Here is a 22,970-nt window from a genome sequence, read left to right on the forward strand (position 1 = left end):
CCGCCACACTACTACGCCGATCCAATACACGATCCCCTGAGAGTGTGTCTCATGTGTAGAGCTTCTTGTAGCAGGTGAGTGCGGCGGCGAGTTGAAGAATCCGGCGAAGTGTTCGCCATAGCGCTCGCAGCGGATGGTCATACGTCAGTAGCCGGTGAGCCAGGCAGATGGGTCGGCCGAACCGGACTTGATGGTTTCCCGATCATCCGGCTCTTCGGTAATGGATCCGAAGACCCAGATCAGTAGCGCCCCGATCACGATGAGTGCTGCCACGGCCATGGGTGGACCTTTCTGCTGGGGCCGTGTGGTGGCAGCATCCCCGAAGGTGACCAATGCCCCGGCGGGGTCGATCCCGAGTGCCTAGACTGCTACGGATGGCTCGAATTGTCTCCGAGACTCTCGACAACGGCCTACCCCTGCATCGGATTCGCGTCGATGGCACGCGGGCAACCACCATCCTGATCGCCTTCGACGCGGGCGCACGCGCCGAGCGGCGGGATGAGAATGGAATGGCACATTTCCTCGAGCACGTGGTGTTCAAGGGCGGCGAGAAATACGAAGATCACCGCACCATCAACCGCACCGCGGAGCAGTTGGGCGCTCGGACGAACGCAGCGACTTCCCACGACCTGGTCGCGTTTCACATCACAGTTCGCGCGGAGGCGGCACCGCAGGCCATCGACCTGGTGACCGACTTCGTCGCTCGACCTCGGCTCGACGAAAACCATCTCGACATGGAGCGCGGTGTGGTCGCCCAGGAGATCGCCCGCTACCTCGACCAGCCTGCCTACGTTGCGAGTCGAATGAGCGCTCTCGCAACTTTCGGCGACCACCCGCTCGGCCGTCCCGTCCTCGGCCGAGTAGAACACCTGCCCACCTTCACGCGTGCGGCGCTTCTATCGTTCCGGCAACGCCGCTGGGCTGGGTGTCGCGGCGGCGCATTCATCATTGGCAATATCGACCACGTTTCCGACGATGGCGAAATATCCGACCTGTTCGAGCGGTTCCCCACGCTCGAAGAGCCGGAGCCATACGAATCGGCACCCGACTTTCTGCCGCGAACGCTGGTCGAGCGACGCGACACCAATCAGTCGCATTTGCGAATGAGTTACCGCCTCGACTACGACGTCACTGATGCCAAGGCACGGGCCGCGGCGAGGATCTGCGCGATCATTCTCGGCGGCTCACCGAGCTCCAGATTCAACGACGAGATCCGCGAACAGCGGGGGCTGTGCTACTCGATTTCTGCGGGCATCCGCGAGTGTGCCGACGTTGGGGTGCTGAACCTCGCCGCCGGCCTCGCGTCCGCGAATTGTGTCGAGGCGTACACGCGAATGCGCGAGATCGTCGCCGAACTGTGTGCCCAGGGACCAACCGATGAGGAAGTCGCACGAGCACGCGCGGTCGCTGCCGGGCGTCGGGTGCTGGCGTTCGAGGACACCTACACAGTGGCGCTGCACACGGCACACCAGGCGATCGTCCATCATGGCGATCTTGATCCGGACGCCCTCATCGCCGAACTGGACGCGGTCACCATCGATGACGTACACGACATCGCGAGTGCCATCGATCCGGACAAGCCGTCGGTTGCCTGCCTCGGTCCGCACGACGCTGAGGAATTCTGAGCTGCGCAGCGGCGTGGAGATCGGGCCGAAACGAGAACCGTGTGGGCCACCACTCCGACCCTGCTCTGCCCAGACCAGAAATAGGAAAAACACCTTTCTGCCGAAGTAACGTCCGTCCTTGCTCAGCCACACCGCCCACTGGGCGAGGTCGATCTCGGTGCGGGCGGCGGTGATTCCGCTGCCGTCGGCGGCGACCAGGTCGGCGAACAGGACATCTGTTCCGGATCAGGGTTCTTCCGCGAGGATCGTGTATCCCTTGTCGAGGTAGGGCTGGGCGGCGCGTTCGGCCTTCTCCGCGTGGTCGTCGAGCAGTCGTTTTGCGATGTAGCGGAACTGGTGCCGGCCAGCCGTCATCAACTTTTCGACGGCTTCGGTGTCGCCCTCCACCTCGATTATGTGGACACCTCTCCGAAGTCCACCATCACGCTGCTTTCGCGGGAGTGATGTGAAACGAATCCGACGTCGAGTGAGCTTCAAGTTTCTGTGATGTCGGCTTCCCATTACCGCTGCTCGTCCAGGTTTTGGAACACTTTCACCGGTCGTGCGGCAGAATTTGCGGACGGGGTCGGTCCTGGTGGATGGCGGAAGTTTCGTCAGGTCGGCCTCCACATCCGCACTCGACTGCTGGCGGCGGATCTCGGCAACCTTGGCCGCCGCTGCGAAGAAGGAACTCCGCGGGCGTAGCCGCGACAAACGTCGCCACGGCGAGACAGACCGCGCCGACGGTGGCACCACGACCTGCGGCAGCCCCGAGGTCCGCAACACGGTCGCAGTCATCGCGGCAGCGATCGCACCACACCGCCGAGGTACAGCACGGCTGCGCGAGCGTTGTCCACGCGCTTCTCGGATATGGAGTTGGGATAACGTCCGGTGTCGACGAGCAAGCAGGACCTTGCCCCGGCCAGATCGACGCGTTCACCCGGGCAGGATCCGGCGATCTTCACGAGGACGCGCAGGTGCGGCGGGCGTCGCACCAGGCGATTGTCCGCCTAGTCGAACCGACCGAACGACCGATGCGGACCCAGAACTTACCGAGGGGCTTACGTGACGGAGTTACCCGGCGCCGGGTGGACGGGGTCGATCCAGGGCACATGCTCGGGGTCGGGCACGCCCTCGATGTTCAGGTTTACCACCACCGGTTCCTGGCCGCTGCGCGCCACCACACACTCCAACGGCTCGTCGTCGAGGGCGTTGATCTCCTGGTGCGGCACGTAGGGCGGCACGAAGATGAACCCGCCGGGCCCGACCTCCGCGGTGTACTCCAAGCGCTCGCCCCACCGCATTGCGGCCCGACCGCGGACGACGTAGATCACGCTCTCCAGCTCACCGTGGTGGTGGGCGCCGGTGCGGGCGCCGGGACGGATCGTGACCGTGCCCGCCCAGATCTTGTCGGCGCCGGCTCGGTCGTGGGTGATGGCAGCGGCCCGGTGCATGCCCGGAGTCTGTGGTGTGTTGGGGTCGAGCGAATCGGGCGGGATAACTCGTACCCCGTTGCTGCGCCAGTCGGGGGTCTCGCTGTTCATGGCTTTCGGTCCTCCCTTCCGATCCTGCCGCGCCCCCGGCCCTGGAACAAGCCTTCACCCCATTCGACGGGCGGGTTGGGGTGAGCCCGTTGAGGACTATCCCGGTCATGGCGTCTACGAGTGCGTGGATCTGTGTGTCGTCGGCTCGGAGTCGATCCGCGCGCACTGGAGGGCGAGGAATCCGTTCCGTGCCGCCCAGAGCGCGGTTGTCGCCATCGTCGAGTCGATGTCGGCGGGATGGTTTCCTCGGCGATGCCGTGCCCATCGCCCGCGCCGCGTTCGATGACAACGATCTGATCACCGCGATGCGCGAACAGCTCTATCCCAAGTTCCTCGCTCCGCAATCGGATCAGAAGTCGTCGCCGACCGGGTGGTCACCGGAATTGAGGACCGATTGGCGCGCATCATGGTTCCTCGGCGGTGGCAGCCGATCTCGGCGCTTCGGGGCATCGTCAACCCACTCATCGACCGATCACTCGAACGCAACCCGCACATCGTCGACGCCGTCCTCACGGTCGCAGACCCGGACGAACAAGACGTGGGCACCGACGATCACGACCGACCGTGATCTATCGACCGACAGCAACCCGGTGACAACTCAGCGTCACCACCGCTCAGCCGGGGCGGATTGCGGACATCTCTCGTCGCGGACGTCCTGAAATCCGGATAGCTACTTCCTCCCCGAGACTCCTCTACCCCTGCCCACCCGGCAGCGGAGAACCCACCGTGAACTTCGCCCCGAACGGATCGGTGACATCCGCGGTCCGCCCGTACACCATGTCCGTCGGGTCGTCCGCGGTACCCCCGCGGGCCCGGGCCGCGGCGACGGCCGCGTCGGTATCGGCCACCTGGAAGAGCGTGCCCCAGGAAGACTCCGAGGCGGCCGCATCGCCCACGATGCCACCGATCTCGTGCCCGTCCGGCCTACGCAGAAAGGTGAAGTCCATGCCGGGCAGGTCGGCGTTCCCGTCCAGCGTGAAGTCGAACACCGCCGCGTAGAACTCCCGCGCCGGACCGGGATTCGGGGTCACCAAGTCGTTGCGCAACAACGTGTTCGGCTCGTTCACGAGCTCGCAGCCGACGTGCGCCCGCCCCTGCCACAGGCCGAACTGCGCACCGGCCGGATCCCGCACCATCGACATCCGACCCTGGTCGGCGATGTCCATCGGCTCCATCAGTAACGTGCCACCCGCGGCTGCGGACCGAGCAACCGTCGCATCGAGATCGTCCGTCGCCAGGTAGACGTTCCACCAGAACTCGGTGGCGTTCTCGTCGGGATTCGGCATCAGCGCGGCGACCTTCTTGCCGCCGAGCAGACACATCGTGTACCGCCCGTACTCTTCGGGACCGACGTCGAACTCCCAGCCGAAGACCGACCCGTAGAAGGCCATCGCCCGGTCGAGATCCGGGATGCCCAGGTCGATCCACGTCGGGGTACCGAGTGGTTGATTCGTCGTGACCGCGCTCATCGCTGCTCCTCAGCTGTCGGATACCCACTCGACGCTAGCCTGCGGCACCGACATTCGACGGCAGAGCCATCGGAGGAGTCGCCGCCCTGCCCGGCATAAGGCCGCTGTGACGGTCCTACATCGTGCCGTCGCACCAGGAGGCATCCGCTGACTTCGAGTTCGAGCTCGGACCCGAAGCCTGTCGCCTCGAGGGGGCACACCAAACGCAATCAGACGTTCCTCTCGTCGAGCGCAACGTAGCCCTCAACATTGATGGCAAGGTGTACGACCCGACCGACCCGATGGGCACGATGTTCATCGGGTTTCTGGCGGGCGCGGACCACGCGGGTTGCCGTTGGTTCCCGCGGGCCTCCTTGCCCTAGCAGGTAGCGGCGACGGTCAGGTACGCGAAGAAGCAGTGACGTGTGGTCGCCGCGAAGCCGGACGACAGATACACACCGATTCACGTCGGCGGCTCACACGGCACCTTCCCCCGCTTCACCGCATCGACCAAAGTGGCGTGGTCGCGTTCAGTTTGATCCGCGTAGGCGTGCGCGAACCGGCTCAGTGCGACGTCGAGCGTGTCCGACTTTCCGACGTAACCGCCGATCATCGACGCACCACTGGTCCGCGCGTGGCCCTTCGCGAGCAGGCGCCCGCAGATGCCGGCGTAGTCGGTCAGCGCTGCCGCGCTGAGGTTGTCGATCGGGACCGCGCCCTTCATGTTCCGGAACTGCCGCACGTAGTACTGCCGGCCCTCCACCGTGGTCCAGCCAAGCAACGGATCGCTGACGGTCTGCAGGGCCTGCTGATACTCGACCACGCGCCGACCCTGGTGGTCATGCCAGGCAGACTCGCCGTGTACGAAGCGCGCCACGACGGATCGACGCGCCTGCTTGAGCTGCAGGAACAGCACGTCGTCGGCACTGCTCCCTTCGCACAGCACGACGTAGGCACGCAGTCCGACGCTGCCCACGCCGACCACTTTGTGCGCGACGTCGACGACGGTGTAGCCACTGAGCAGTCGTGCCCAATGGCTGGGCAGCGTGGTGAGGTATTCGTCGAGCCCGGCGGCGAGATGCTCGGCCTCCGCCTCGGACACCCGGGTGATCAGCGGCGGCTCCTCCACGATGCGCCGGCCGGTTTCGTCCTGCTCGGTGAATCGGGGCAGCGCCCGGTCGCTGACACGGCGCCGAGCCCGCTCCGCGGCGCGGGTGATCTCGTGGCGCAGAGACTCGTCCGACGCCGTCGCGTGCAGCCGGTCGAGGTCGAGTCGCTCGAACGAGCGCGCCAGCAATGGTTGTTCCGCGAGCCAGCGCACATGCTCGCGATAGGTGGCGACGCAGGACTGCACTGCACTCTCGCACTGCCCCTCGGTCGCCGAGTTCTGCCGGCCCGCCACCCAGATGCTCGCAGTCAATCGGCGCAGGTCCCATTCCCAGCCGCCGGGATGCGCCTCGTCGAAGTCGTTCAGATCCAGCACCAGGTCGCGCTCCGGTGAGGCGTAGAACCCGAAGTTGCCCAGATGCGCGTCCCCGCAGATCACCGGCCGGATTCCGGTCGCCGGCAGCCCGGCGAGGTCCTGGGCCATCACGATCGCGGTGCCGCGCAGAAAACCATACGGCGAAGCCGCCATCCGCCCCACCCTGACCGGTATGAGCGATTCCACCCGACCCCGGTGCGACACCCCGATCTGATCCACCACATCGGGGCGATCGTCCGGTGCGCGCCACTCGCCGAGCGCCGACCGCGGTGCCTGCTTGCGCAGGCGTTTGCCGAGCGCGTACCGCTCCGCCCGCGGCGTGGCCCGGCGGCGCAACGACGCGAACGACTGCCCGTCGATGGTGGGCACCACGATGTGCGCGTCCACGGTTACTGCGCGCCGACGTCGAGGATGGGCCGACCACCACGGCGTGCAGCTTGTCCGGGTTGGTCGCGTTGCGCATCAGACAACTCGGTCACCGTCTCTTCGCTATGAGGAGTAAGGATGCATGCAGCATATCGACGGGTACCTGACACTCGCAGCGAACGGTCGCTAGCCGTCCACCGGTTGCCGGGGCATTGCATCACGTGACGGCCGGGTGCGGTCGGAGCGGCCGTTCGCGTCGCTCGCGGCGACGCCCTGGGAGGTAAGCGCGTCATGGTGTTCGAGAGATTCTCCGATCAAGCCCGTCACGTGGTCACCCCTCGCCGCCGGCACCCACCACCAGAACCGACGTCGACACCGAACACCTGCCCGCCCCAGATCCTCGACGCCAACCGCCCCGGAGCGACAACGCTGCCCTCATCGGGTGCCACCGCCCCCGCACCGACAGCAACCTCGAGGGCCTCAGCGCACCGACGGGCCCCGCCCCGGCCGCCGGGCACATCCCATTCACCGGCGACAACGCAGAAAGTCCTCGAGGGCAGCCAGCGCCAAACCGCCTGCTCGGGCACGAAGAAGAGGATCGGCACCGACCACCTTCCTCCTGGGCCCTGCTCGACGACCCCGTCTCCACCCGGCGCTCAGATCCTCACCAACCTCGCATCCCTGCGCATCAGCGAGATGCGCGAGCAAGGGGTTCGCCGGGCTGCAGGACTCGACGATCTGCCGGTTCACCGTCGGCGAGCGACGGAGAGCCGATCCGCCTCGCCGAGCCGCTCGACCGCCGAGCCGCAGTTCACGGCCACCGCCACGTGATCCGCCGAGTCAATCACCACGAGCAACTCACCCGACCGCACGTCGGCGAATGTGTGGGCGACGGTGGCGGGCACCACGGCTCCCTCGGCCCGGATCGTCACGTGATCACCGCGCCGTAGGCCCGCGGCAGCCAGATCCGTTGCCGTCGCTGCGAGCTGGATGTTGCCGAATCGGTCGACGGTCAGCACCTCGCTGCTGAGTTCGCCCGGTACGGCGCAAATTTCGGGTGCCCTCAGGCGCGCGAGCGAGTCCGGGTCGATCGGGGGCCCGAACCGCTCCGGCGCCACACCGACGGCCAGGTGGGCGGCGGCCGGCGCGAAGATGTCTCGACCGTGGAACGTCGCGGACACCGTGCTCAACCGATAGTCGGGTGCGGCAAGCAGGTACGCGGAGCGGACCCCGCCCAGCGCCTCGGCCGCCGGTAGCAGCAATCCGTTGTCCGGGCCCACCAACACCCCGGCGTCGGTGACGACCACGATCGGGCGGCGATCGGTGCCCACGCCCGGATCGACTACCGCCAGATGCACGGAAGGCGGTAGGTACGGCACCGTCTGTGCCAGCACCGCCGCACCCCACTGGAGGCGCTGCGGCGGCACCGCATGGGTCACATCGATCATGCGCACACCCGGCGCGAAGCGGGCGATCACGCCGTGGCACGCCGCGACGAAACCGTCGGAGAGCCCGTAATCGGTGGTGAACGAGATCCAGTCGTAGCCCACGTCGTCATCCCGTCCGTTGTTCTCGGTCCGCGGTGCAGTGATCGGCCCCGGCCACTCGACAACCACGTGATCGGGAAGGATTGCCCGCGTCCAGGGAAGCAAGCGTGCGTTCGGGCCGAACGCGAAGTCCATCATGCCCCACACGAACAGGGAAGGCGTGGGCCCGAGCGCGGCCGGCACCTCTCACGCGAGGCGCTCGAGCATCGGGCAACGCGCACGCTTGCTGCTCGACGCGTGCACCGAGCGCATTCGAGCACGCCGGTTCACGGTTCCCTGGCTCGGCCGACACTCCCCCGAGGCGCCCATTGCTCTCTGCCGTGCCGTGGTGCGCAGTCCCCCTGAATAGGGGGTGCGAAGGCCCGGGTCCGAACCGAAATAGACGGCGGTTGACGTGCACCAGCGGATGCCGTCGTCGGATCGACCGAATTCGGAACACCCGCACCGGCGCGCCGACAACCCCACCCCATTTGCGATGTTCGCACGGCATGGTCTCGCCGGTGATTCAGTTCCGGTACAGCGACGCCTCGAGTGCCTGCAGCGTCCTGGCCACTCCGTGGGCGATCACATCGACCTCGGGGCATACGGCACTGTCACCGACGACGGTGATCGTGACCTGCCCCGCGTACGAGAGAGCACCGACACCCACCGCGATGTTGCCCATCAGGGCCACCACCGGGATCATCTTGCTTACGCCAGCCCCGAGAAAGAAGAGCGGGGCGGGTGGGCCGGGCACGTCGGCGACGTAGGTGTTCATCATCCGTTGACGAGGCAGCATCGTCAGCGCACTCCACCGGACGATCGGGCCGCCGACCACCGCTCCGAGGCGAGGACGGACAGCCCGCTTGCGGGTGGCGGTGTCGGCGGCTATCGCCGCCAGTCTGCGGACGGGATCGTCGATTCCGAGTGGGAGCGGCACGATCATCTGCCCGAGCACATTGCCGCGCGCCGGCCCCGGCAGTTCCCTATGCAGCGACACCGGCACCACCGCACGCAACTCCAGGTCGTCCGGCTCCCCCCGACCGCGCAGCAGCTCGCGCAGGCCACCGGCGAAGGCGGTGAGCAGAACATCATTGATCTTCGCGCCGTACCGATGAGAAATATCGTGCATCGTCCCGAGTTCGACATCGACGACCGCGAATTCACGAGCAGGACCGATTCGCCGATTCAGACTGCTCCGCGGCGCCCGCCCCTCGGCGACCATCTTCCGCGCCGATGACCACGTACCCCGAACACGGCTCACGATCATCACCGGACGCGGACACGCCGTCAGCATCCGAACGATCGCGGCCCGGCGGCGACGAAGGTTGTCGACGACAAGCTCCGTCACCGTCGGCACCGGTGCCGGGATCCACGGCTCCACAGCAGGTACCGCGCCGTGGGGTGCAGCGTCGAACAGGGCACCGAGCATGGCCACCCCGGCCGGGCCGTCGGCAATCACGTGGTGGACCCGGAGATAGATCGCGGTCCGGCGTCCCGCCGGCTCGGGTACGAACCACATCTCCCACAGCGGTCGGGACCGGACGAGCGGACGCCGACGCAACTCCTCGACCACCGCGAGAAGCCGCGCCTCGTCAGCGTGATCGGCAGGCGGGACGGCATGCACGTGGTCGCGGATATCGAAGGCGGCCGCATCCACCCACAGTGGCCGTCCCAGACCCCACCGAGGCACGAACACGATCTGCCGCAGGCGCGGCACCAGCGCCAGCCGCGCCTCGATCGACGCCTGTACCTCCTCGATCGGGAATCGGCCGTCCGTGTCGACGAGGTCGCCACCGTCGAGCAGGGCCACCAGGCCGATGTCCTGCGGCCATCCGGCCTCGTCCGGCCACAGGGTCATCACGTCCTGTGCGGTCAACCGCTCCATGAGTCTCACCCGATCCGCGCCGGAACACCCCGGAAACGACGCCGGACCCGCCCGCGCCTCCTCACTCCAGCAAACCAGATCACCCAGACCTAGGACGGTCCTTCGGAAATCGGCGACGTCGTGACGGCAGGACCCCGTCACCGGACATGTCAGCGAACCCACGCGTCGACTTTCGCGGTCGATCAGCGCCACCCCGACCGCGTGAGCGAATTCTCATGCCTGCCAGATCCGGTCGATCCCGACCCTTCACGGTTCAGCGGGCGGCACAGGCGTGCAGGAGTGGAACGCCGAGGGTGACGACACCGAGGGCGATCCCGGCGAGCGCGAGCACGGGCGGCGCCAGGGCAGGGCCCCGTCAACACCTGCCGAGCAGGGACAGCACCGATGACCTCGACGGCGTGGCGGACCGGGACATACGAAGAGAAATCTCGCTGACCCGTGCCCGGATATCCACCGTGAAGTTCAGAGACCCGGCCCTCCTGGTCAACGGCTGCGTGGACATTCGAACCGTCGCAGTCGAGGAGCAACTTTCCGTACGCTCGCCGCACCGGCGCGTCCTCGTCGAAGATCACCGGCAGCACCACATCGTCGGCCAGGTGGAACGGGAAACGAACGAGCCGGTAGACGGCCCGTACCAGCGCTCACACCCCGGCGCCCGGTCCCATGCTCCGATCGTAACGCCGCCCTGGGCCGCGTCGAGGATCCGGTCTCGCGTCCAGGCGTCGAAGGGTTGGCCGGCCGCGGCGACGCACAGTGCATGTCCGGTGTCGGTCAGCCTGAGGTTGGTGACGTGTGTCGGCTCCAACCCCAGCTCTGCGGATATCCCTTACTCGTGCCTTCTCGGAGGATGTGCTGACGCAGTTGGTCGAAGTCCACCGGTAGAACCTCGCCGAGCAACCGTGCGCCGGTCGATTCGCGGTCGTCGACGAGCGCGAGGAGGATCTGTTCGGTGCCGATGCGCTCATGGCCGAGTAGAGAAGGCTCGCGCAGGCTCTGTTCGAGGATCCGTCTGGCGTGCCGGTTGAACGGGATGTGCTCGGATCGGGCTGGCTCGCCGTAACCGGTGGTGAGCCGGCTGTCGATGACGGCCTCCGACACGTCGAACGATTCCAGCGCTCGCGCCGCTGCCCCGTCATCTTCGCGGATGAGGCCCAGCAGGATGTGCTCGGTTCCGAGATAGTCGTGGTGGTGGGCCCGGGCCGTTTCCGAGGCCAAGACGACGGTGCGCCGCGCTTGGTCGGTGAACCTCTCGAACACCGTTGCTCCCATCGGATGTGGCCGCTGCACGCGGTTACCTCATGTCCCCGTTGTGTACACCAACCGCTGGACCGGGGCGGGGTGTCTCCGTCGCCCACCCGGTGGGCCGCAGCAAGGCACAAGCGGAGGAGTACCTTGACGAGGCTGCGGGGATGCGCACGACACCCGCCTGACCAGGATAAGTAGTGTCATCGGTACTCCCCGACCCGCTACGTGAGCCTGATGATGACCCGGGAGCCGGCGGCCAGCTTCTGGGCATACGTCGTCAACTCGGGATCGGTGATCGCCGCATCCGTCGCGTCCTCCCACGCCTGCGCCACGCGACGTCTCGTCTCCTCGACCGACTTGCCCTTGCATTCGCGCTGTAAACGATCCATCACGCGTTGCAGCGTTTGTTCCACTGTGGCTTTCGCGACCTGCTCGAACTCGCGCTCGTCGAAGTCTGACACGTGTGGTCTCCGTCGTTTGAGCCCTGAGTGCGAACTCCGGCTCGGTACCTCATGGCCATGATCGACGAGACGTCGCGACGGCGATAGAGGAGATCGGCCCTGACCGCTGGTCTGTCGCCCTCGCTGCGGGTATCCGACCTCCTTCGAGGCAGGTCGGGGCAGGGTCATACCCGGCGAACCCTCCTGTCACCGAACGTAACCGGACAGCCGACTCAGCTGCTGCCGAACATGTCGCCGAACGGGTTGGACTCGCCGAGCAGACCACCGAAAGGATTCGATCCGCCGAACATGTCGCCGAACATGTCGCCGAACGGGTTGGACTCGCCCAATAGACCACCGAACGGATTGAGTTCGTTCTCGTCCTGCTGATCGTCCTGGTCATCGTCCCCGCCTCGGGGGTGCTGCCCGTTCCGATCGACCTGCACAACCCCCGACACTGCGGCGGCCGCAGCGGGTGCTGCCACCGCGGCCATCGGAAACGCGGCAAGTACTCCGACGACGACGATCTTCGCCAGCAGACGCGACAGGTCATTCTTCTTCGCTTGTTTCAGCACGGTCGTACCTTCCGTCGCGCCGAAGAGATCGTGGTAGCGGTCCATGTCCTCAACCAGGCGGGGCCGTCTTCGAAAAGGGCGAAACCGACCAAGTTGTCGTGCTCGAATCGTGGTCTCTTCAGCGTGGCTGTTGTCGGGTGCGCCGCCGGGACACGGCGCAACTTCCACTACACGCCTCAAACCCTGATCCTTCAACTCCCCATGCGGAACAGCCCGGGTCCAGCTGATCGGGCTCCCTCGCCGCCACCCGATCACCCACGCCAGTGCGTGCGGACGGCAATCGAGCGGATTTGGCGAACGAGCTCGGCTCCATCTGCGTGTCAACAGGTTCCGTTGCCATCGCACAGAGAAACAGTGAGTTTCACCTCCAGGTCGACCGGTAGCGTGCAGTCCACACAGCTACTCCGGAGGCGAACGTCGCACATTCGAGAAGGGCGTATGCCAGATTGTCGGGTCGACGACCGGAAACCGGCGGCCAGTCACCAGTGTGGGAACGAGTCTGACGAACAGGTTCTTCGCCCCCGCCTGCCACGGAAAGAGCGGCAGATCCACCGTGTCCATCAACTCATCGATTTCACGGATCCCCTCGGCACGTCCCTTGATCACCACGCTCCACGCTTCGTGCGCCGGCGCCTCGTAGCCGTCGACTTCCAGCGCAACCGGCGCATCCGACAGCGCAGCGGACACTTTGGTTCCTCTCCCGGACCTGAACACGATGGTTCCACGATCGACCGCATAATTGAGGGGAAAGATATCCGGGTGGTCGTCCACCCACACGGCGAGACGGCCAACACTCTCGGTACGAAGCAGTGCCCAACATTCGTTGACAGCAAGTTCCCTGACACTTGGCTCATTGTTTCCCATTGCCTTCGCCTCCTGTCATGGCATGAGAGGAACGGGGCCGTCGCGTTCCGGCACGGCGATCCGGCTCACCAAGAATCATCGTCGCTGTCTCGGCTCTTCGCGACGTATCCGCCCCTATCTGCTGTCGGACACACAGAGGTGCGGTGCCATACGACCTTCGGCCGGGGGGCCGGGGCGCGGTTCGTGTGCCCGACCTGATTCGACGTCCAACTCGTCCAACTCGTCCAACTCGGAAGCGCTGCATCAGCGCATCCTCGTAGCCGGACGCCGCAGGTCGGCCGCCTGCCGTGTGGCCGCCGACGCGACGTCAGGCGTTGAGCACAACCTTGAGCGCCTGCGTCTCGGCGGCCCGGCCGAACACGTCGTAGGCCTTCTCGATGTCGCCGAGGTCGAAGGTATGGCTCACGAACAGGTCGGCGGGCAGGGTATGTTCGGCGACCATCTTCAGCAGCGTCGCGGTGGTGTCGGTGTTCACCAGGCCCATCGCGATGGTGATGTTCGAGATCCACAGCGTGTCGAGCGGCAGCGGCACGCCGGCGCCGTGCACCCCGACGTTGGCGACGTGCCCGGCGGGTCGGACGACGTCCAGACACATCTGGAAGGTCGCCGGAACCCCCACCGCCTCGATGGCGACGTCGACGCCGAGCCCATCAGTCAACGCCATCACCTGGTCCTTCCAGTCGTCGTCGCTGGACAGCACCCCGTGTGTGGCGCCGAATCGCTTCGCCTGTTCCACCCGGTTCGCGTCGAGGTCGACGGCGATCACCTTCGACGGGCCGTACAGACGCGAGGTCATGATCGCGGCCAGCCCCACCGGCCCCGCGCCGACGACCACCACGACGTCGCCGACCTTGACATGCCCGTACTGCACGCCGATCTCGTGACCGGTCGGCAGGATGTCGGACAGCATCGCACCCTCCTGCGGTGTCACCCCGTCGGGCAGCCGATACACCGACGTGTCAGCGAACGGCACTCGGACGTACTCGGCCTGCGTGCCGTTGATCAGGTGCCCGAGGATCCAGCCGATGCCGGACGCACCCTCGTCGGCCAGGCAGTGTGAGAACACCCGCTGCTTGCACATATCGCAGTGCCCGCACGCGGAAATGCAGGAGATGATGACCCGGTCGCCGACCTGTAACGAGGTGACCGCCGAGCCGACCTCGGTGATCGTCCCGACGCCCTCGTGGCCGAGGATGCGCCCGTCCTGCACCGCGGGCACGTCGCCCCCGAGGATGTGCAGGTCGGTGCCGCAGATGGTGGTGGTCTCGATCTTGACCACCACGTCCGTTGGCTTCTCAATGGTGGCGTCGGGGACGTCCTCCCACGCCTTCCGGCCGGGACCGTGGTAGATCATTGCCTTCATCGGTGGGCCTTTCGACTGTGGCCTTCTGCGGCGGGCCCTCGACGGTGACCGCCTAGGGCCGCCTCCCGTCAGCGAGCGAGACGGGGTCTCGGACGGATCGCCGGAACTGCCCACTCGCGCTCGCCGCTGCGGGAAGTGACGCGAGGCACCGAAATCACCCCGCTTGCGATCACCCAGCTTGCGGATCAATCCTATTCCGACGTACGCGCGCCGCACACCGGATCCAACGTGAACGGAATTCGCGGTTCGCTGTTCTTCTCCACAGGGATCTCCCGGCTGCAGGCCCCCGCCACGCCACCGTCCGTCGGAGGCGCCCGGCGATGCACTCGCACCGGCGCCTCGACTGCAGGTCCGCCCCCGCCGAGGAGAAGCGGCGAACCCCGTCCGGAGGCTGTCGGCGCGAGATATCGTGTGAGCCCGACACCAGGACCGCCTGTGCGGTGGTTCGCCCGGGTGCCGATCAGCGCCATGCGGGAGGTGTGGTCATGGCCGAAGATGCGACATCGTCACCGCTGGCGCCCCGCGCCCAGGCGCTGACACTGCGCATCCTGGCCCGCGACCGCGTGCGCGTCGACCACAGCGCGTCTGTCGCCGCCCACGCGCTGGCGCTCGCACCCACGGTCCCCGCCGCCGACCGGGACACACTGGTGGCCGCCGCATGGCTGCACGACATCGGCTACGCCACCGAGCTGGGCGAGACCGGGTTTCACCCGCTCGACGGCGCCCGCTACCTGCAAGCCCAGGGGTGGCCGGCCCGAGTGTGCGACCTGGTCGCTCATCACTCCGGCGCCCGGTTCGTCGCCGCCGTCATCGGCCTGGGCGAGCAACTGAGCCGGTTCGGCTTCGTCGAGGACGCAGTCTCGGACGCGCTGACCGTCGCCGATCAGACGACCGGACCACACGGCGAGGCGGTGAGCCTGGACCAGCGACTGCGCGAGAAGCACGACCGGCACGGCCCCGACTCCGCCGCCGCCCGCGCGCAACCGCAACGCGACCCCTACCTGCGGGCCGCCGCCGACCGAGTCGAGCAACGCCTGCGGCTGCACTGAACCCGCCGCCTGGTAGCGGAGACCGGCACCGGCCCAACCCCGCCCGCCGCCCCCACGGACACGAGCCGCGATCCATGCCTACACCCGCAACTCCTCAGCCTCACCAGTAGCGCTGCCCCGCACCATCTTTTCCCGATCGGCCATCGACGTCCCGTTGCCCTGTCGAGCCCCACACCCGGCAATACGCTACCTCCACCCCATCTCCGGCGTCGCTCCCGCACACTCCCCTCCGGGCCTGCCCAGAAAGGAGCGAGGTCCGCGCGGTCAAAGATTCGGTGACACGAACCCACACGCCCAGAAGGCCACCGACCCCATGCCGCCCTATTGCACACCGCAACCACCGACATCCCAAGTATCCGCGGCCTCACCAATTCACACAGGCAGACAATGTCAGAACCTATTAATTAGTGTTAGACATATCGGCAACAGTTGAAAGCCTGCGCAGATGGGCGGCGAACCTCGATTCGACCTCGGGGGTGAGGGCGAGCCCGGTTCCGGGAACCGCGGTGTAATCGGCCAATGCGGTCGGTCGGGCCATCGGCCCGCGATCCGTCCCGGAAGGGGTGATCGGCTCCTCGTGCCCGACCCGCGCCACAACCTCGAACCCGCCGGCGGACTCCACGGTCGCGATGCCGTCGTGACCCACACCCGGACCCGGGGTTATCCGCCGTCTCCGGTACGCCTGACACCACGTCCGGGTCGACTACAGTCCATTTTCGGCGGGCCGAATTTTGGCAGATCGTCCTGTCATGTCACCGATCGACCGAAGAGGGCTCGCCGCCCAAGGTGCCGAGGTGACACCTGATGTCCAGCCCCACAGCAGGAGAGCGAAGATGAGTGAGTCCCCAAGCGAGTCCAAGGTCATCGACAACGTAACGAGGCCCCTGTACGCCACGGTCGGTGCCGGCGATGCGGCCGTCCAGGCCGTTGCCGATGCCGTCGCCGAGGTGCGCCAGCGCGCCGAGCACACCGGCACCGAGGTATCCGGGTGGTTCGAAGACGCCCGGGAGCGTGTCGGGTCACTGCCCACCGATGTGCAGGAGCGGATCGAGGCCTTCCGGCAGCGCCTCGCCGGTTTGCCCTCGGAACTGCCCGGATGGGCGCAGGTGCGGGAGGCGTTCACCGTCGAGGAGCTGCGCAAGAATTACGACGAGTACCGCAAGGGTGCCGTCGACCTGTACGCCGACCTCGCCGAGCGGGGCGCGGGGACCGTCCAACGGCTGCGCACCCGCCCGGGCGTTGACGAGCGCACCGAACCGGCCGACGACGCCGCCGACCGGATCGACGAGGCCAACGCTGCCCCCGCCGAGAAGGAGACGACCCGCTGAAACACCCCGACCCCGATCCCGATCCCGGGACCATAAGGTGGGTGGTACCGAGCCGCCCTCGCGCCGCACCTGCGCGAGGGTGGCTCCCGCACTATGGCCGCCCGCAGCGGGCCCGACGTGGCACAGGCCCGGGCAATCCACGAACGCATCGCCGGCGATCTCGACGGGCCGACCCGCGACGGACTGCTGAACCGGTCGGCCCGGCTCCCCCGGTTCGGTCTCCGCCCGGCTGGGGATGTGCAGGGATTCGGTCGAGGACGCGGCCTGTGGCCTACCCGCCTCACGTGATCGGCCGTCCCGTCAGAGTGGTGCATGGATTCGATTGGGGTGGCAGGTTCCCCGAATAATGAACACCGAGTGGGACCGAAGACCTCGCTGGAAGCGATCTTCACTATTCGGGAGGAACCCCAGTTGCCTTGGCACCTCTCAGGGCGGACCCGGTCGGTTTGGCGGTTGCCTTGGCGGCAGCGGCCTTCTTCGCGGGCGCCTTGGCGGCAGCAGCCTTCTTCACGGGCGTCTTCGCCGCAGCAGCCTTCTTCACGGGCGTCTTCGCCGCAGCAGCCTTCTTCACGGGCGTCTTCGCCGCAACAGCCTTCTTCACGGGCGTCTTCGCCGCAACAGCCTTCTTCACGGGCGTCTTCGCCGCAGCAGCCTTCTTCACGGGCGTCTTCGCCGCAGCAGCCTTCTTCACCGGCGGCACCCCGGACGGCACCGATTTGGCAGTTGCCTTGGCGGCCACGGCCTTCCTCGCGGGCGCCTTGGCCACCACGGCCTTCCTCGCGGGTGTCTTCGCGGCACCAGCAGCCTTCTTCACCGGCGGCACCCCGGACGGCACCGATTTGGCAGTTGCCTTGGCGGCCACAGCCTTCCTCGCGGGCGCCTTGGCCACCACGGCCTTCCTCGCGGGCGCCTTCGCGGCACCAGCAGCCTTCTTCACCGGCGGCACCCCGGACGGCACCGATTTGGCAGTTGCCTTGGCGGCCACAGCCTCCTTCGCGGGCGCCTTGGCCACCACGGCCTTCCTCGCGGGCGCCTTCGCGGCCGCAGTCTTCTTCACCGGCGCCACCTCAGACGGGGTCGGCTTTTCGGCAGCAGCCTCCTTCACGGGCGACGCCTGCTCCGACTCGGGGGTGGTGCTGATCTGGGGTTCCCCCTCGAGTCCGGCCTTGGCACCCTCCGATGCTTTCATCTGTTGCCGCAGCTTGCTGTTCGTCCAGGACCAGGCGCCCTCTCCTGCATCCCGAAGAACCCCGACTGCATTTCTGGCGGCGCGCGCGGCGCCGCTGATAACGTTCATGGCCAACTCAGCCAGCCTTCCGCAGTCACGGCCGCCGACGCACAGGCGGCCTCCTCGGACGTATCCATCACCGGACAGACTAACCGTGAATGGCAGTCAACGAGCGACCGGCGGATTGTGCGGTGCATATCGGTAAGTAGTGCGGCTGACACAAACCGCCGTCTTTCGCCCAGTCTGATGCACCCGTCGACATTTCGTTGACCGCGCCTCCGGTTGGGCGCGACCACCGATATCCGACACCACCCCCACCGAATACTGCGCCGACGGTCGTCGCACACCGACAACCCGTCGGTGGACGTGAGCGATGAACCAGGACTGTCGGATTCGGCGCCGACCAGTCCGCCACCGCGACCGTCCGTCGCCTGACGTCCCGACAGAAAGCAGCCAGCGATCCGGGTCACGCACCGGGCACTCGCGCACCACACGCACGGCGTGGTCTCAGGACTCGTGATTCGTGATCGTGATTCGGGGTCCCAACACCACGGCTCGAACTGATCGCCATTGAAGAGGCGATGGACACCGATGTCGTGTTCGTCGACGTCGAGGAGACGATGGTGGACAAGCACCGTGCCCGCCGCAGCCATGCCTACGGCGTACACGCTACATCCGAACGAGGTCATCGGGGAATTCGGCGAGTTCGGGGAGCGCCGATGTGCACGCGAGGACCGCGTGACGGGGCGCATCTTGTGTGTGGGCGCCCGGGCCGATCGAGGCATCCGAGTAACCAGGCAGTGCCGGTGCGCGATCACTCGAAACCTGCGCACCGAACGCACGTCTGAGACGTCGATCAGAAGGCCGCACGGCGGAACGAATGGCCCGCCGTCCGATCACCACTCGCTCTGCACGCGCCCGTTCCGACCGAGGAAGGCGGACACCCGTTCGACCTCCACCGGGTCGAGCGAGCTGCCGGTGCGTGCCCTTGCCCCACACGGTCTGGCGGAGAAAAATTGGGTACGCAGTGGCTGCGGCCGCGGGCCGTCGACGCCCGCCGGCGGTGGACCGCGACAAGTCGGCCACCGTTGCACTCACCGAGGGGACCTGTGTCCCCGCGGGAGGAGGTTACTGATGTTCATCCAAGTCATCCAGGGAAAAGTTGCCGATCAGCCGCGGCTGCGCGAATGCATGGATCGATGGAACGAGGAACTGCAACCGGGGGCCACCGGCTACCTCGGCTCCACCTCCGGCACCCGCGGCGACGGCACGTACATCGCCCTGGTTCGGTTCGACTCCGAGGAGGCGGCCCGCCGCAACAGCGAACGTCCCGAGCAGGGCACCTGGTGGGCCGAGACCGAGCGGTGTTTCGACGGCCCGGTCACCTTCATGGACTGCCCGGACGCGATGGAGTGGCTCGGTGGCGGCTCCGACGATGCCGGGTTCGTGCAGATCATGGAGGGCCACACCACCGACGCGCACCGGCTGTCTGAGCTGATGGCCCAGGCCGGCGACAAGCTACCCGGGGTGCGGCCGGAAATCCTCGGCGGTACGTTCGCCGCCGCCAGCGACGGCGGATACGTCGAGGCGGTGTACTTCACCACCGAGCCCGAGGCCCGCGCACACGAGAAGATCACCGTCCCCGACGATCTGCGTTCGCTGTTCGAGGAGGAAGGCCGGCTGATGGGCGAGGTCGACTACTTCGACCTGCGCGAGCCCATGCTGGTCTCCGCGTCGCGGTAGCGACAACCACCCGTCGCGCGCCGCACCGGCCTTACACACAGATGCCGCCCGGTCGCGATGCCGACAGCGATGACCCTTCGGAAGGAAGTGGATCCAGGCAACCGAATTTCACGCGAACAGCAGGATTTGACGAGTTGTCTCGAGATGTTCGTTGATCTTCTGGTGCACCCGGTGTCTTTCCCTCGGTCAGCCCCTGGGAAGCATGCTGTACTCGGCGGCGACGCACAGCCGATTCTGTCGCTGCTCTGGACGGCCGCCGGGCAATCCCGACTGGGACCGACCAGCAGGTTTGTGGGGCAGGAGGCCGGATGTTCCACCGTGGTGACCGTGTTGCTACCGAAGCCCCTACCCTCGATGAGGGTCTGGTCGTCGAGCCCGAGGCCCGCCGCCGTCCGTGGATGGACTTTCTCGTCTCCACGCCGGGACGGCTGTCCGTGCTGGGGATCCTGCTCGTCGCGGCGGTCCTCACCGCTGCTGTGATCACCTCGGCCGCGGTTGCAGCCCGGCAGCAGCGCGTCGAGACCCTCCGCACCCACACCGAACCGCTGATGAATGCCGCCCAGAACGTCTACAGCGCGTTGTCGATCGCCGACGCCGACGCCACCACGTCCTTCCTCTCCAGCGGCACCGAAACGACCGCCGTCCGGCAGCAGTACACCCAGGCGATCGGCGAGGCATCGAGCGCGTTGGTCACCGCAGCCAACGGCGTCTCGTCACAGGACGCCGAATCGCTGGCACTGCTGTCGGACATCGTGCGCAACCTCGCCGAGTACTCCAACCTGGTGGCGACTGCGCAAGCCAACGACCGGGCCGGCAACCCGGTCGCGGTGGCGTACCTGTCCGATGCCTCCACGCTCATGCAGGACACCATCCTCCCGATGGCCGAACGCCTCTACGTCCACCAATCCCAGGCGGTCGCCGATACCCAAACCCACATTGCGCAACTGCCCACGACCGCCCTCACCGTGACCGTTGCCATGCTCGTCGCCCTCATCCTCGCCCAGCTGTACCTGCGGCGGAAGAACAAACGTCGGGTCAACCCCGGCCTCGCCGCCGCCACCGCACTGATGGCCGTTCTGCTGATCTGGTTGGTCGCGGCAAGTGTGGTGTCGTCGATGGCGAGCGACCGCGCGAGAGTTGAAGGGACCCAACCTCTCGATGCCGTCGTCCACGCTCGCATTCTGGCGCAGCAGGCCCGCGCCGACGAAACCCTCGCCATAGTGCAGCGCGGATCGGACACCCGGTACGAGATCGACTATGCCCGGCGTACGGAGGCGCTCTCGGAGGAACTCGCCCGGCAGCTGGCCGACTCACACGGACGTGCCGCCGCGGAACCGATCGACGGCGCCGTGACCGCACTCGACGGGTGGCGTGCCGCGCATCAGGAGATCGACAATGCCCTCGATCGCGGTGACTACCCGGCCGCCGCGGCGATCGCCGTCGGATCCGATCCTGCCGCATCGACGGCACGGTTCGCCGCCCTCGACCAGTCCCTGCGCAGCGCAATCGACCGGCTCCGCGACGACGAGGTCGACGCCGTGACGGACACGTATCGGTCGATGTCGAAGCTGGCCATCGGTAGCATCGTAATCGGAGTTCTCGGCGGATTCGCCGTCGGCGGGGGTATCTGGCCGAGACTGAACGAGTACCACTGATGACCCGGATGACGCTACCGACACAGAGCGCGGGACCGCGAACGCGGCTCGGGATCCTCGTCGGTGTCGCGATCATCGCCACCGCCGGCGCCGTCCTCACCGCGTGCGCCGCACCGGATCCGCTCACCCCGACCGCCACTGGTCTGTACACCCGACCGATGTCGGGTGGCGCACAGATCATCGCGCCCCTGGGCACCGCGCCTCCGGAACCACCATCACCCGAATCGTGCGGTGCCCTCGCCAGCCTGCGTCCCGGCCCACCGCCGGCACCCGGACAGATGCCACCCGGCGGCTCGCTCGCCGAGATTGCCGCTCGCGGTCGGTTGATCGTCGGTATCGATCAGAACACCAATCTGCTCAGCTTCCGGGACCCGGACACCGGCACCTTGCAGGGCTTCGACGTCGACATCGCCCGCGAGATCACCCGCGACATCTTCGGCGATCCGGAGAAGCTCGAATTCCGGCTGCTCACCTCCGCAGGCCGGTTCACCGCACTCGAGAACAACGACGTGGACGTCGTCGTCCACTCCACCTCCATCACCTGCGATCGCGCACAACGGGTCGGCTTCTCCACCGAGTACCTGCGCACCTACCAGCGCCTGCTGGTCCCCAAGGGCTCCGACATCACCGGACCGGCGGACCTCGCCGGGAAACGGGTCTGCAGCTTCATCGCCACCACCTCATTGGCCACCGTCCAACGGGTCGCGCCGCAGGCCACGATCGTCGCAGTCCCCGACTGGGACGACTGCCTGGTCACCCTGCAGAAGGCACAGGCCGACGCCGCCAGCACCTCCGACTCACTTCTGGCCGGATTCACCGCCCAGGACCCGGAACTGCAGATCGTCGGACCACCGCTCGAGACCGAACACGCCGGAATAGGGGTCAACAAGGACCGGAGCGACCTGGTGCGGTTCGTCAATGGCACACTCGACCGCATCCGCGCCGACGGCACCTGGATGCGCATCTACGACCGGTGGCTGGCCACCCCGCTCGGACCGGTCTCGGGCCCACCCCCAGCGATCTACCGCGACTGAGCAGACACGGAGTTGCAGTCCGCGTCCAAGCCTTTCCACGCGGTGAAATTGGGAACTGTCCAAGAACGTCGAGTCCGGCCGCGACAGCCATGCTCCGGTTCGACTGGCGGACTTCGCACTAGCAAAACAGTTTCGCCGGTCAGCTGGTGTGGGCGATCTGTCCCAGCCCTCGACGGACTCGGGGGGTGCGAGGTGCGGGTCCGGTGTAGATGGCGGCGGGGCGGACGAGCTTGCCGGGCGTTTCTGCGACGTCCGCGTCATCTACCAGCCCGCCGTCCCGCAGAATCGGATGCATCGCTGCGGCGCGGGCCCGCACCGGGCCGAGCAGCAGACGGTGCCCGCCGTTCAGGTGTGCGCGTTCGTGGGCGAGGACGGCGCGCAGTTGGTGGTCGTCGAGGGCCAGCTAGATCCTGTGCATAATTCTCGCAGAATCTTGCCCTGCAATTGATTATCTAAATATGTTGTATATCAACATATTTCAGAAAAGACTCAACACCGGTCGAAACGGACATCCGCGCGGCCGTCGACACCCCGCGCGCCCCGGCGCCGGCACTCCCCCGACACCCACATCACAAACCGGGGACATG

General features: G+C 66.9%; 23 protein-coding genes. 8 read left to right on the plus strand and 15 right to left on the minus strand.

The genetic code is table 11. The features are described from left to right. Positions 1-144 precede the first annotated feature (144 nt). Positions 145-279, minus strand: a complete 135-nt coding sequence (locus JWS14_RS51125) for a hypothetical protein (protein WP_259375755.1) — start codon at positions 277-279, stop codon at positions 145-147. Between the two features lie 95 nt (positions 280-374). Here JWS14_RS51125 and JWS14_RS02755 point away from each other — a divergent pair, with 95 nt between their 5' ends. After that, a complete protein-coding gene (locus JWS14_RS02755) occupies positions 375-1,625 on the plus strand; it encodes a M16 family metallopeptidase (RefSeq protein ID WP_072943204.1) in 1,251 nt (416 codons plus the stop codon). Between the two features lie 225 nt (positions 1,626-1,850). Here the strand turns inward: JWS14_RS02755 and JWS14_RS02760 are convergent, their stop codons facing one another. From JWS14_RS02760 to JWS14_RS02770, 3 genes are all read right to left on the minus strand, one after another. Further along, positions 1,851-2,012 (minus strand): hypothetical protein, encoded by a 162-nt coding sequence (locus tag JWS14_RS02760; protein WP_206012438.1) that lies wholly within the window; start codon positions 2,010-2,012, stop codon positions 1,851-1,853. 386 nt (positions 2,013-2,398) lie between these two features. After that, positions 2,399-2,599, minus strand: a complete 201-nt coding sequence (locus JWS14_RS02765) for a hypothetical protein (protein WP_072943202.1) — start codon at positions 2,597-2,599, stop codon at positions 2,399-2,401. Between the two features lie 66 nt (positions 2,600-2,665). Further along, positions 2,666-3,148 carry a cupin domain-containing protein gene (locus tag JWS14_RS02770; RefSeq protein WP_072943200.1) on the minus strand — a complete coding sequence of 161 codons (483 nt, stop codon included), beginning with the start codon at positions 3,146-3,148 and terminating at the stop codon, positions 2,666-2,668. Between the two features lie 406 nt (positions 3,149-3,554). Between JWS14_RS02770 and JWS14_RS49905 the strand changes: the two genes are divergently transcribed. Then, on the plus strand, positions 3,555-3,716 hold the full coding sequence (locus tag JWS14_RS49905; protein ID WP_241031242.1) for a hypothetical protein: 162 nt from the start codon (positions 3,555-3,557) through the stop codon (positions 3,714-3,716). Positions 3,717-3,840: 124 nt separating this feature from the next. Here the strand turns inward: JWS14_RS49905 and JWS14_RS02780 are convergent, their stop codons facing one another. The 9 genes from JWS14_RS02780 to JWS14_RS02820 form a co-directional block, all read right to left on the minus strand. After that, complete coding sequence (locus tag JWS14_RS02780; RefSeq protein ID WP_206012439.1) at positions 3,841-4,617, minus strand: VOC family protein; 777 nt, start codon at positions 4,615-4,617, stop codon at positions 3,841-3,843. A 442-nt stretch (positions 4,618-5,059) separates the two neighbouring features. Then, the gene (locus tag JWS14_RS02785) at positions 5,060-6,466 is read right to left on the minus strand and encodes a DUF2252 domain-containing protein (RefSeq protein WP_072943193.1); all 1,407 of its coding nucleotides are present in this window, start codon (positions 6,464-6,466) and stop codon (positions 5,060-5,062) included. A gap of 725 nt (positions 6,467-7,191) precedes the next feature. Continuing rightward, on the minus strand, positions 7,192-8,130 hold the full coding sequence (locus tag JWS14_RS02790) for an SAM hydrolase/SAM-dependent halogenase family protein (RefSeq protein WP_241031243.1): 939 nt from the start codon (positions 8,128-8,130) through the stop codon (positions 7,192-7,194). Positions 8,131-8,497: 367 nt separating this feature from the next. Further along, the gene (locus JWS14_RS02795; RefSeq protein WP_206012440.1) at positions 8,498-9,859 is read right to left on the minus strand and encodes a wax ester/triacylglycerol synthase family O-acyltransferase; all 1,362 of its coding nucleotides are present in this window, start codon (positions 9,857-9,859) and stop codon (positions 8,498-8,500) included. Positions 9,860-10,630: 771 nt separating this feature from the next. Further along, positions 10,631-11,146, minus strand: coding sequence for a Clp protease N-terminal domain-containing protein (locus tag JWS14_RS02800; protein ID WP_241031244.1), 516 nt, complete (start codon positions 11,144-11,146; stop codon positions 10,631-10,633). 179 nt (positions 11,147-11,325) lie between these two features. Continuing rightward, a complete protein-coding gene (locus JWS14_RS02805; protein ID WP_206012441.1) occupies positions 11,326-11,565 on the minus strand; it encodes a hypothetical protein in 240 nt (79 codons plus the stop codon). Between the two features lie 212 nt (positions 11,566-11,777). Beyond that, on the minus strand, positions 11,778-12,287 hold the full coding sequence (locus tag JWS14_RS02810; RefSeq protein WP_206012442.1) for a hypothetical protein: 510 nt from the start codon (positions 12,285-12,287) through the stop codon (positions 11,778-11,780). Positions 12,288-12,518: 231 nt separating this feature from the next. Then, on the minus strand, positions 12,519-12,983 hold the full coding sequence (locus tag JWS14_RS02815; RefSeq protein WP_095863944.1) for a pyridoxamine 5'-phosphate oxidase family protein: 465 nt from the start codon (positions 12,981-12,983) through the stop codon (positions 12,519-12,521). A 307-nt stretch (positions 12,984-13,290) separates the two neighbouring features. Further along, a complete protein-coding gene (locus JWS14_RS02820) occupies positions 13,291-14,346 on the minus strand; it encodes a zinc-binding dehydrogenase (protein WP_206012443.1) in 1,056 nt (351 codons plus the stop codon). A 485-nt stretch (positions 14,347-14,831) separates the two neighbouring features. Here JWS14_RS02820 and JWS14_RS02825 point away from each other — a divergent pair, with 485 nt between their 5' ends. The 3 genes from JWS14_RS02825 to JWS14_RS02835 all read left to right on the plus strand — a co-directional run bounded on the left by JWS14_RS02825 (position 14,832) and on the right by JWS14_RS02835 (position 17,011). Beyond that, positions 14,832-15,395, plus strand: coding sequence for an HD domain-containing protein (locus JWS14_RS02825; protein WP_072943180.1), 564 nt, complete (start codon positions 14,832-14,834; stop codon positions 15,393-15,395). Positions 15,396-16,228: 833 nt separating this feature from the next. Beyond that, positions 16,229-16,723, plus strand: coding sequence for a hypothetical protein (locus JWS14_RS02830; RefSeq protein WP_206012444.1), 495 nt, complete (start codon positions 16,229-16,231; stop codon positions 16,721-16,723). Positions 16,724-16,816: 93 nt separating this feature from the next. Continuing rightward, entirely contained in the window at positions 16,817-17,011 is a 195-nt protein-coding gene (locus JWS14_RS02835) for a hypothetical protein (RefSeq protein WP_206012445.1), read from the plus strand. Positions 17,012-17,114: 103 nt separating this feature from the next. Here the strand turns inward: JWS14_RS02835 and JWS14_RS02840 are convergent, their stop codons facing one another. Continuing rightward, positions 17,115-18,020, minus strand: coding sequence for a nucleoid-structuring protein H-NS (locus JWS14_RS02840; RefSeq protein ID WP_206012446.1), 906 nt, complete (start codon positions 18,018-18,020; stop codon positions 17,115-17,117). 1,065 nt (positions 18,021-19,085) lie between these two features. Here JWS14_RS02840 and JWS14_RS02845 point away from each other — a divergent pair. The 3 genes from JWS14_RS02845 to JWS14_RS02855 all read left to right on the plus strand — a co-directional run bounded on the left by JWS14_RS02845 (position 19,086) and on the right by JWS14_RS02855 (position 22,383). Continuing rightward, positions 19,086-19,694, plus strand: a complete 609-nt coding sequence (locus JWS14_RS02845; RefSeq protein ID WP_206012447.1) for a hypothetical protein — start codon at positions 19,086-19,088, stop codon at positions 19,692-19,694. A gap of 308 nt (positions 19,695-20,002) precedes the next feature. After that, positions 20,003-21,349: a hypothetical protein gene (locus JWS14_RS02850; RefSeq protein WP_095863937.1), complete on the plus strand. Its 1,347-nt coding sequence runs from the start codon at positions 20,003-20,005 to the stop codon at positions 21,347-21,349. Further along, complete coding sequence (locus tag JWS14_RS02855) at positions 21,349-22,383, plus strand: glutamate ABC transporter substrate-binding protein (protein WP_072951431.1); 1,035 nt, start codon at positions 21,349-21,351, stop codon at positions 22,381-22,383. The genes JWS14_RS02850 and JWS14_RS02855 overlap by 1 nt, the downstream gene beginning before the upstream one ends. 139 nt (positions 22,384-22,522) lie before the next feature. Here JWS14_RS02855 and JWS14_RS51440 read toward each other — a convergent pair whose 3' ends face one another. Further along, positions 22,523-22,786 carry a M48 family metalloprotease gene (locus JWS14_RS51440; protein ID WP_338051534.1) on the minus strand — a complete coding sequence of 88 codons (264 nt, stop codon included), beginning with the start codon at positions 22,784-22,786 and terminating at the stop codon, positions 22,523-22,525. Between the last annotated feature and the right edge of the window lie 184 nt (positions 22,787-22,970).

The sequence above is a fragment of the Rhodococcus koreensis genome, assembly GCF_017068375.1.
GTDB lineage: Bacteria > Actinomycetota > Actinomycetes > Mycobacteriales > Mycobacteriaceae > Rhodococcus_F > Rhodococcus_F koreensis.

Bases quoted from the DNA above. Each gene is read 5' to 3' on its own strand.
- JWS14_RS51125 (WP_259375755.1), bottom strand. From the start codon at position 279: ATGGCCGTGGCAGCACTCATCGTGATCGGGGCGCTACTGATCTGGGTC.
- JWS14_RS02755 (WP_072943204.1), top strand. From the start codon at position 375: ATGGCTCGAATTGTCTCCGAGACTCTCGACAACGGCCTACCCCTGCAT.
- JWS14_RS02770 (WP_072943200.1), bottom strand. From the start codon at position 3,148: ATGAACAGCGAGACCCCCGACTGGCGCAGCAACGGGGTACGAGTTATC.
- JWS14_RS49905 (WP_241031242.1), top strand. From the start codon at position 3,555: ATGGTTCCTCGGCGGTGGCAGCCGATCTCGGCGCTTCGGGGCATCGTC.
- JWS14_RS02780 (WP_206012439.1), bottom strand. From the start codon at position 4,617: ATGAGCGCGGTCACGACGAATCAACCACTCGGTACCCCGACGTGGATC.
- JWS14_RS02790 (WP_241031243.1), bottom strand. From the start codon at position 8,130: ATGATGGACTTCGCGTTCGGCCCGAACGCACGCTTGCTTCCCTGGACG.
- JWS14_RS02795 (WP_206012440.1), bottom strand. From the start codon at position 9,859: ATGGAGCGGTTGACCGCACAGGACGTGATGACCCTGTGGCCGGACGAG.
- JWS14_RS02815 (WP_095863944.1), bottom strand. From the start codon at position 12,983: ATGGGAAACAATGAGCCAAGTGTCAGGGAACTTGCTGTCAACGAATGT.
- JWS14_RS02820 (WP_206012443.1), bottom strand. From the start codon at position 14,346: ATGAAGGCAATGATCTACCACGGTCCCGGCCGGAAGGCGTGGGAGGAC.
- JWS14_RS02825 (WP_072943180.1), top strand. From the start codon at position 14,832: ATGGCCGAAGATGCGACATCGTCACCGCTGGCGCCCCGCGCCCAGGCG.
- JWS14_RS02830 (WP_206012444.1), top strand. From the start codon at position 16,229: ATGAGTGAGTCCCCAAGCGAGTCCAAGGTCATCGACAACGTAACGAGG.
- JWS14_RS02835 (WP_206012445.1), top strand. From the start codon at position 16,817: ATGGCCGCCCGCAGCGGGCCCGACGTGGCACAGGCCCGGGCAATCCAC.
- JWS14_RS02840 (WP_206012446.1), bottom strand. From the start codon at position 18,020: ATGAACGTTATCAGCGGCGCCGCGCGCGCCGCCAGAAATGCAGTCGGG.
- JWS14_RS02845 (WP_206012447.1), top strand. From the start codon at position 19,086: ATGTTCATCCAAGTCATCCAGGGAAAAGTTGCCGATCAGCCGCGGCTG.
- JWS14_RS02850 (WP_095863937.1), top strand. From the start codon at position 20,003: ATGTTCCACCGTGGTGACCGTGTTGCTACCGAAGCCCCTACCCTCGAT.
- JWS14_RS02855 (WP_072951431.1), top strand. From the start codon at position 21,349: ATGACCCGGATGACGCTACCGACACAGAGCGCGGGACCGCGAACGCGG.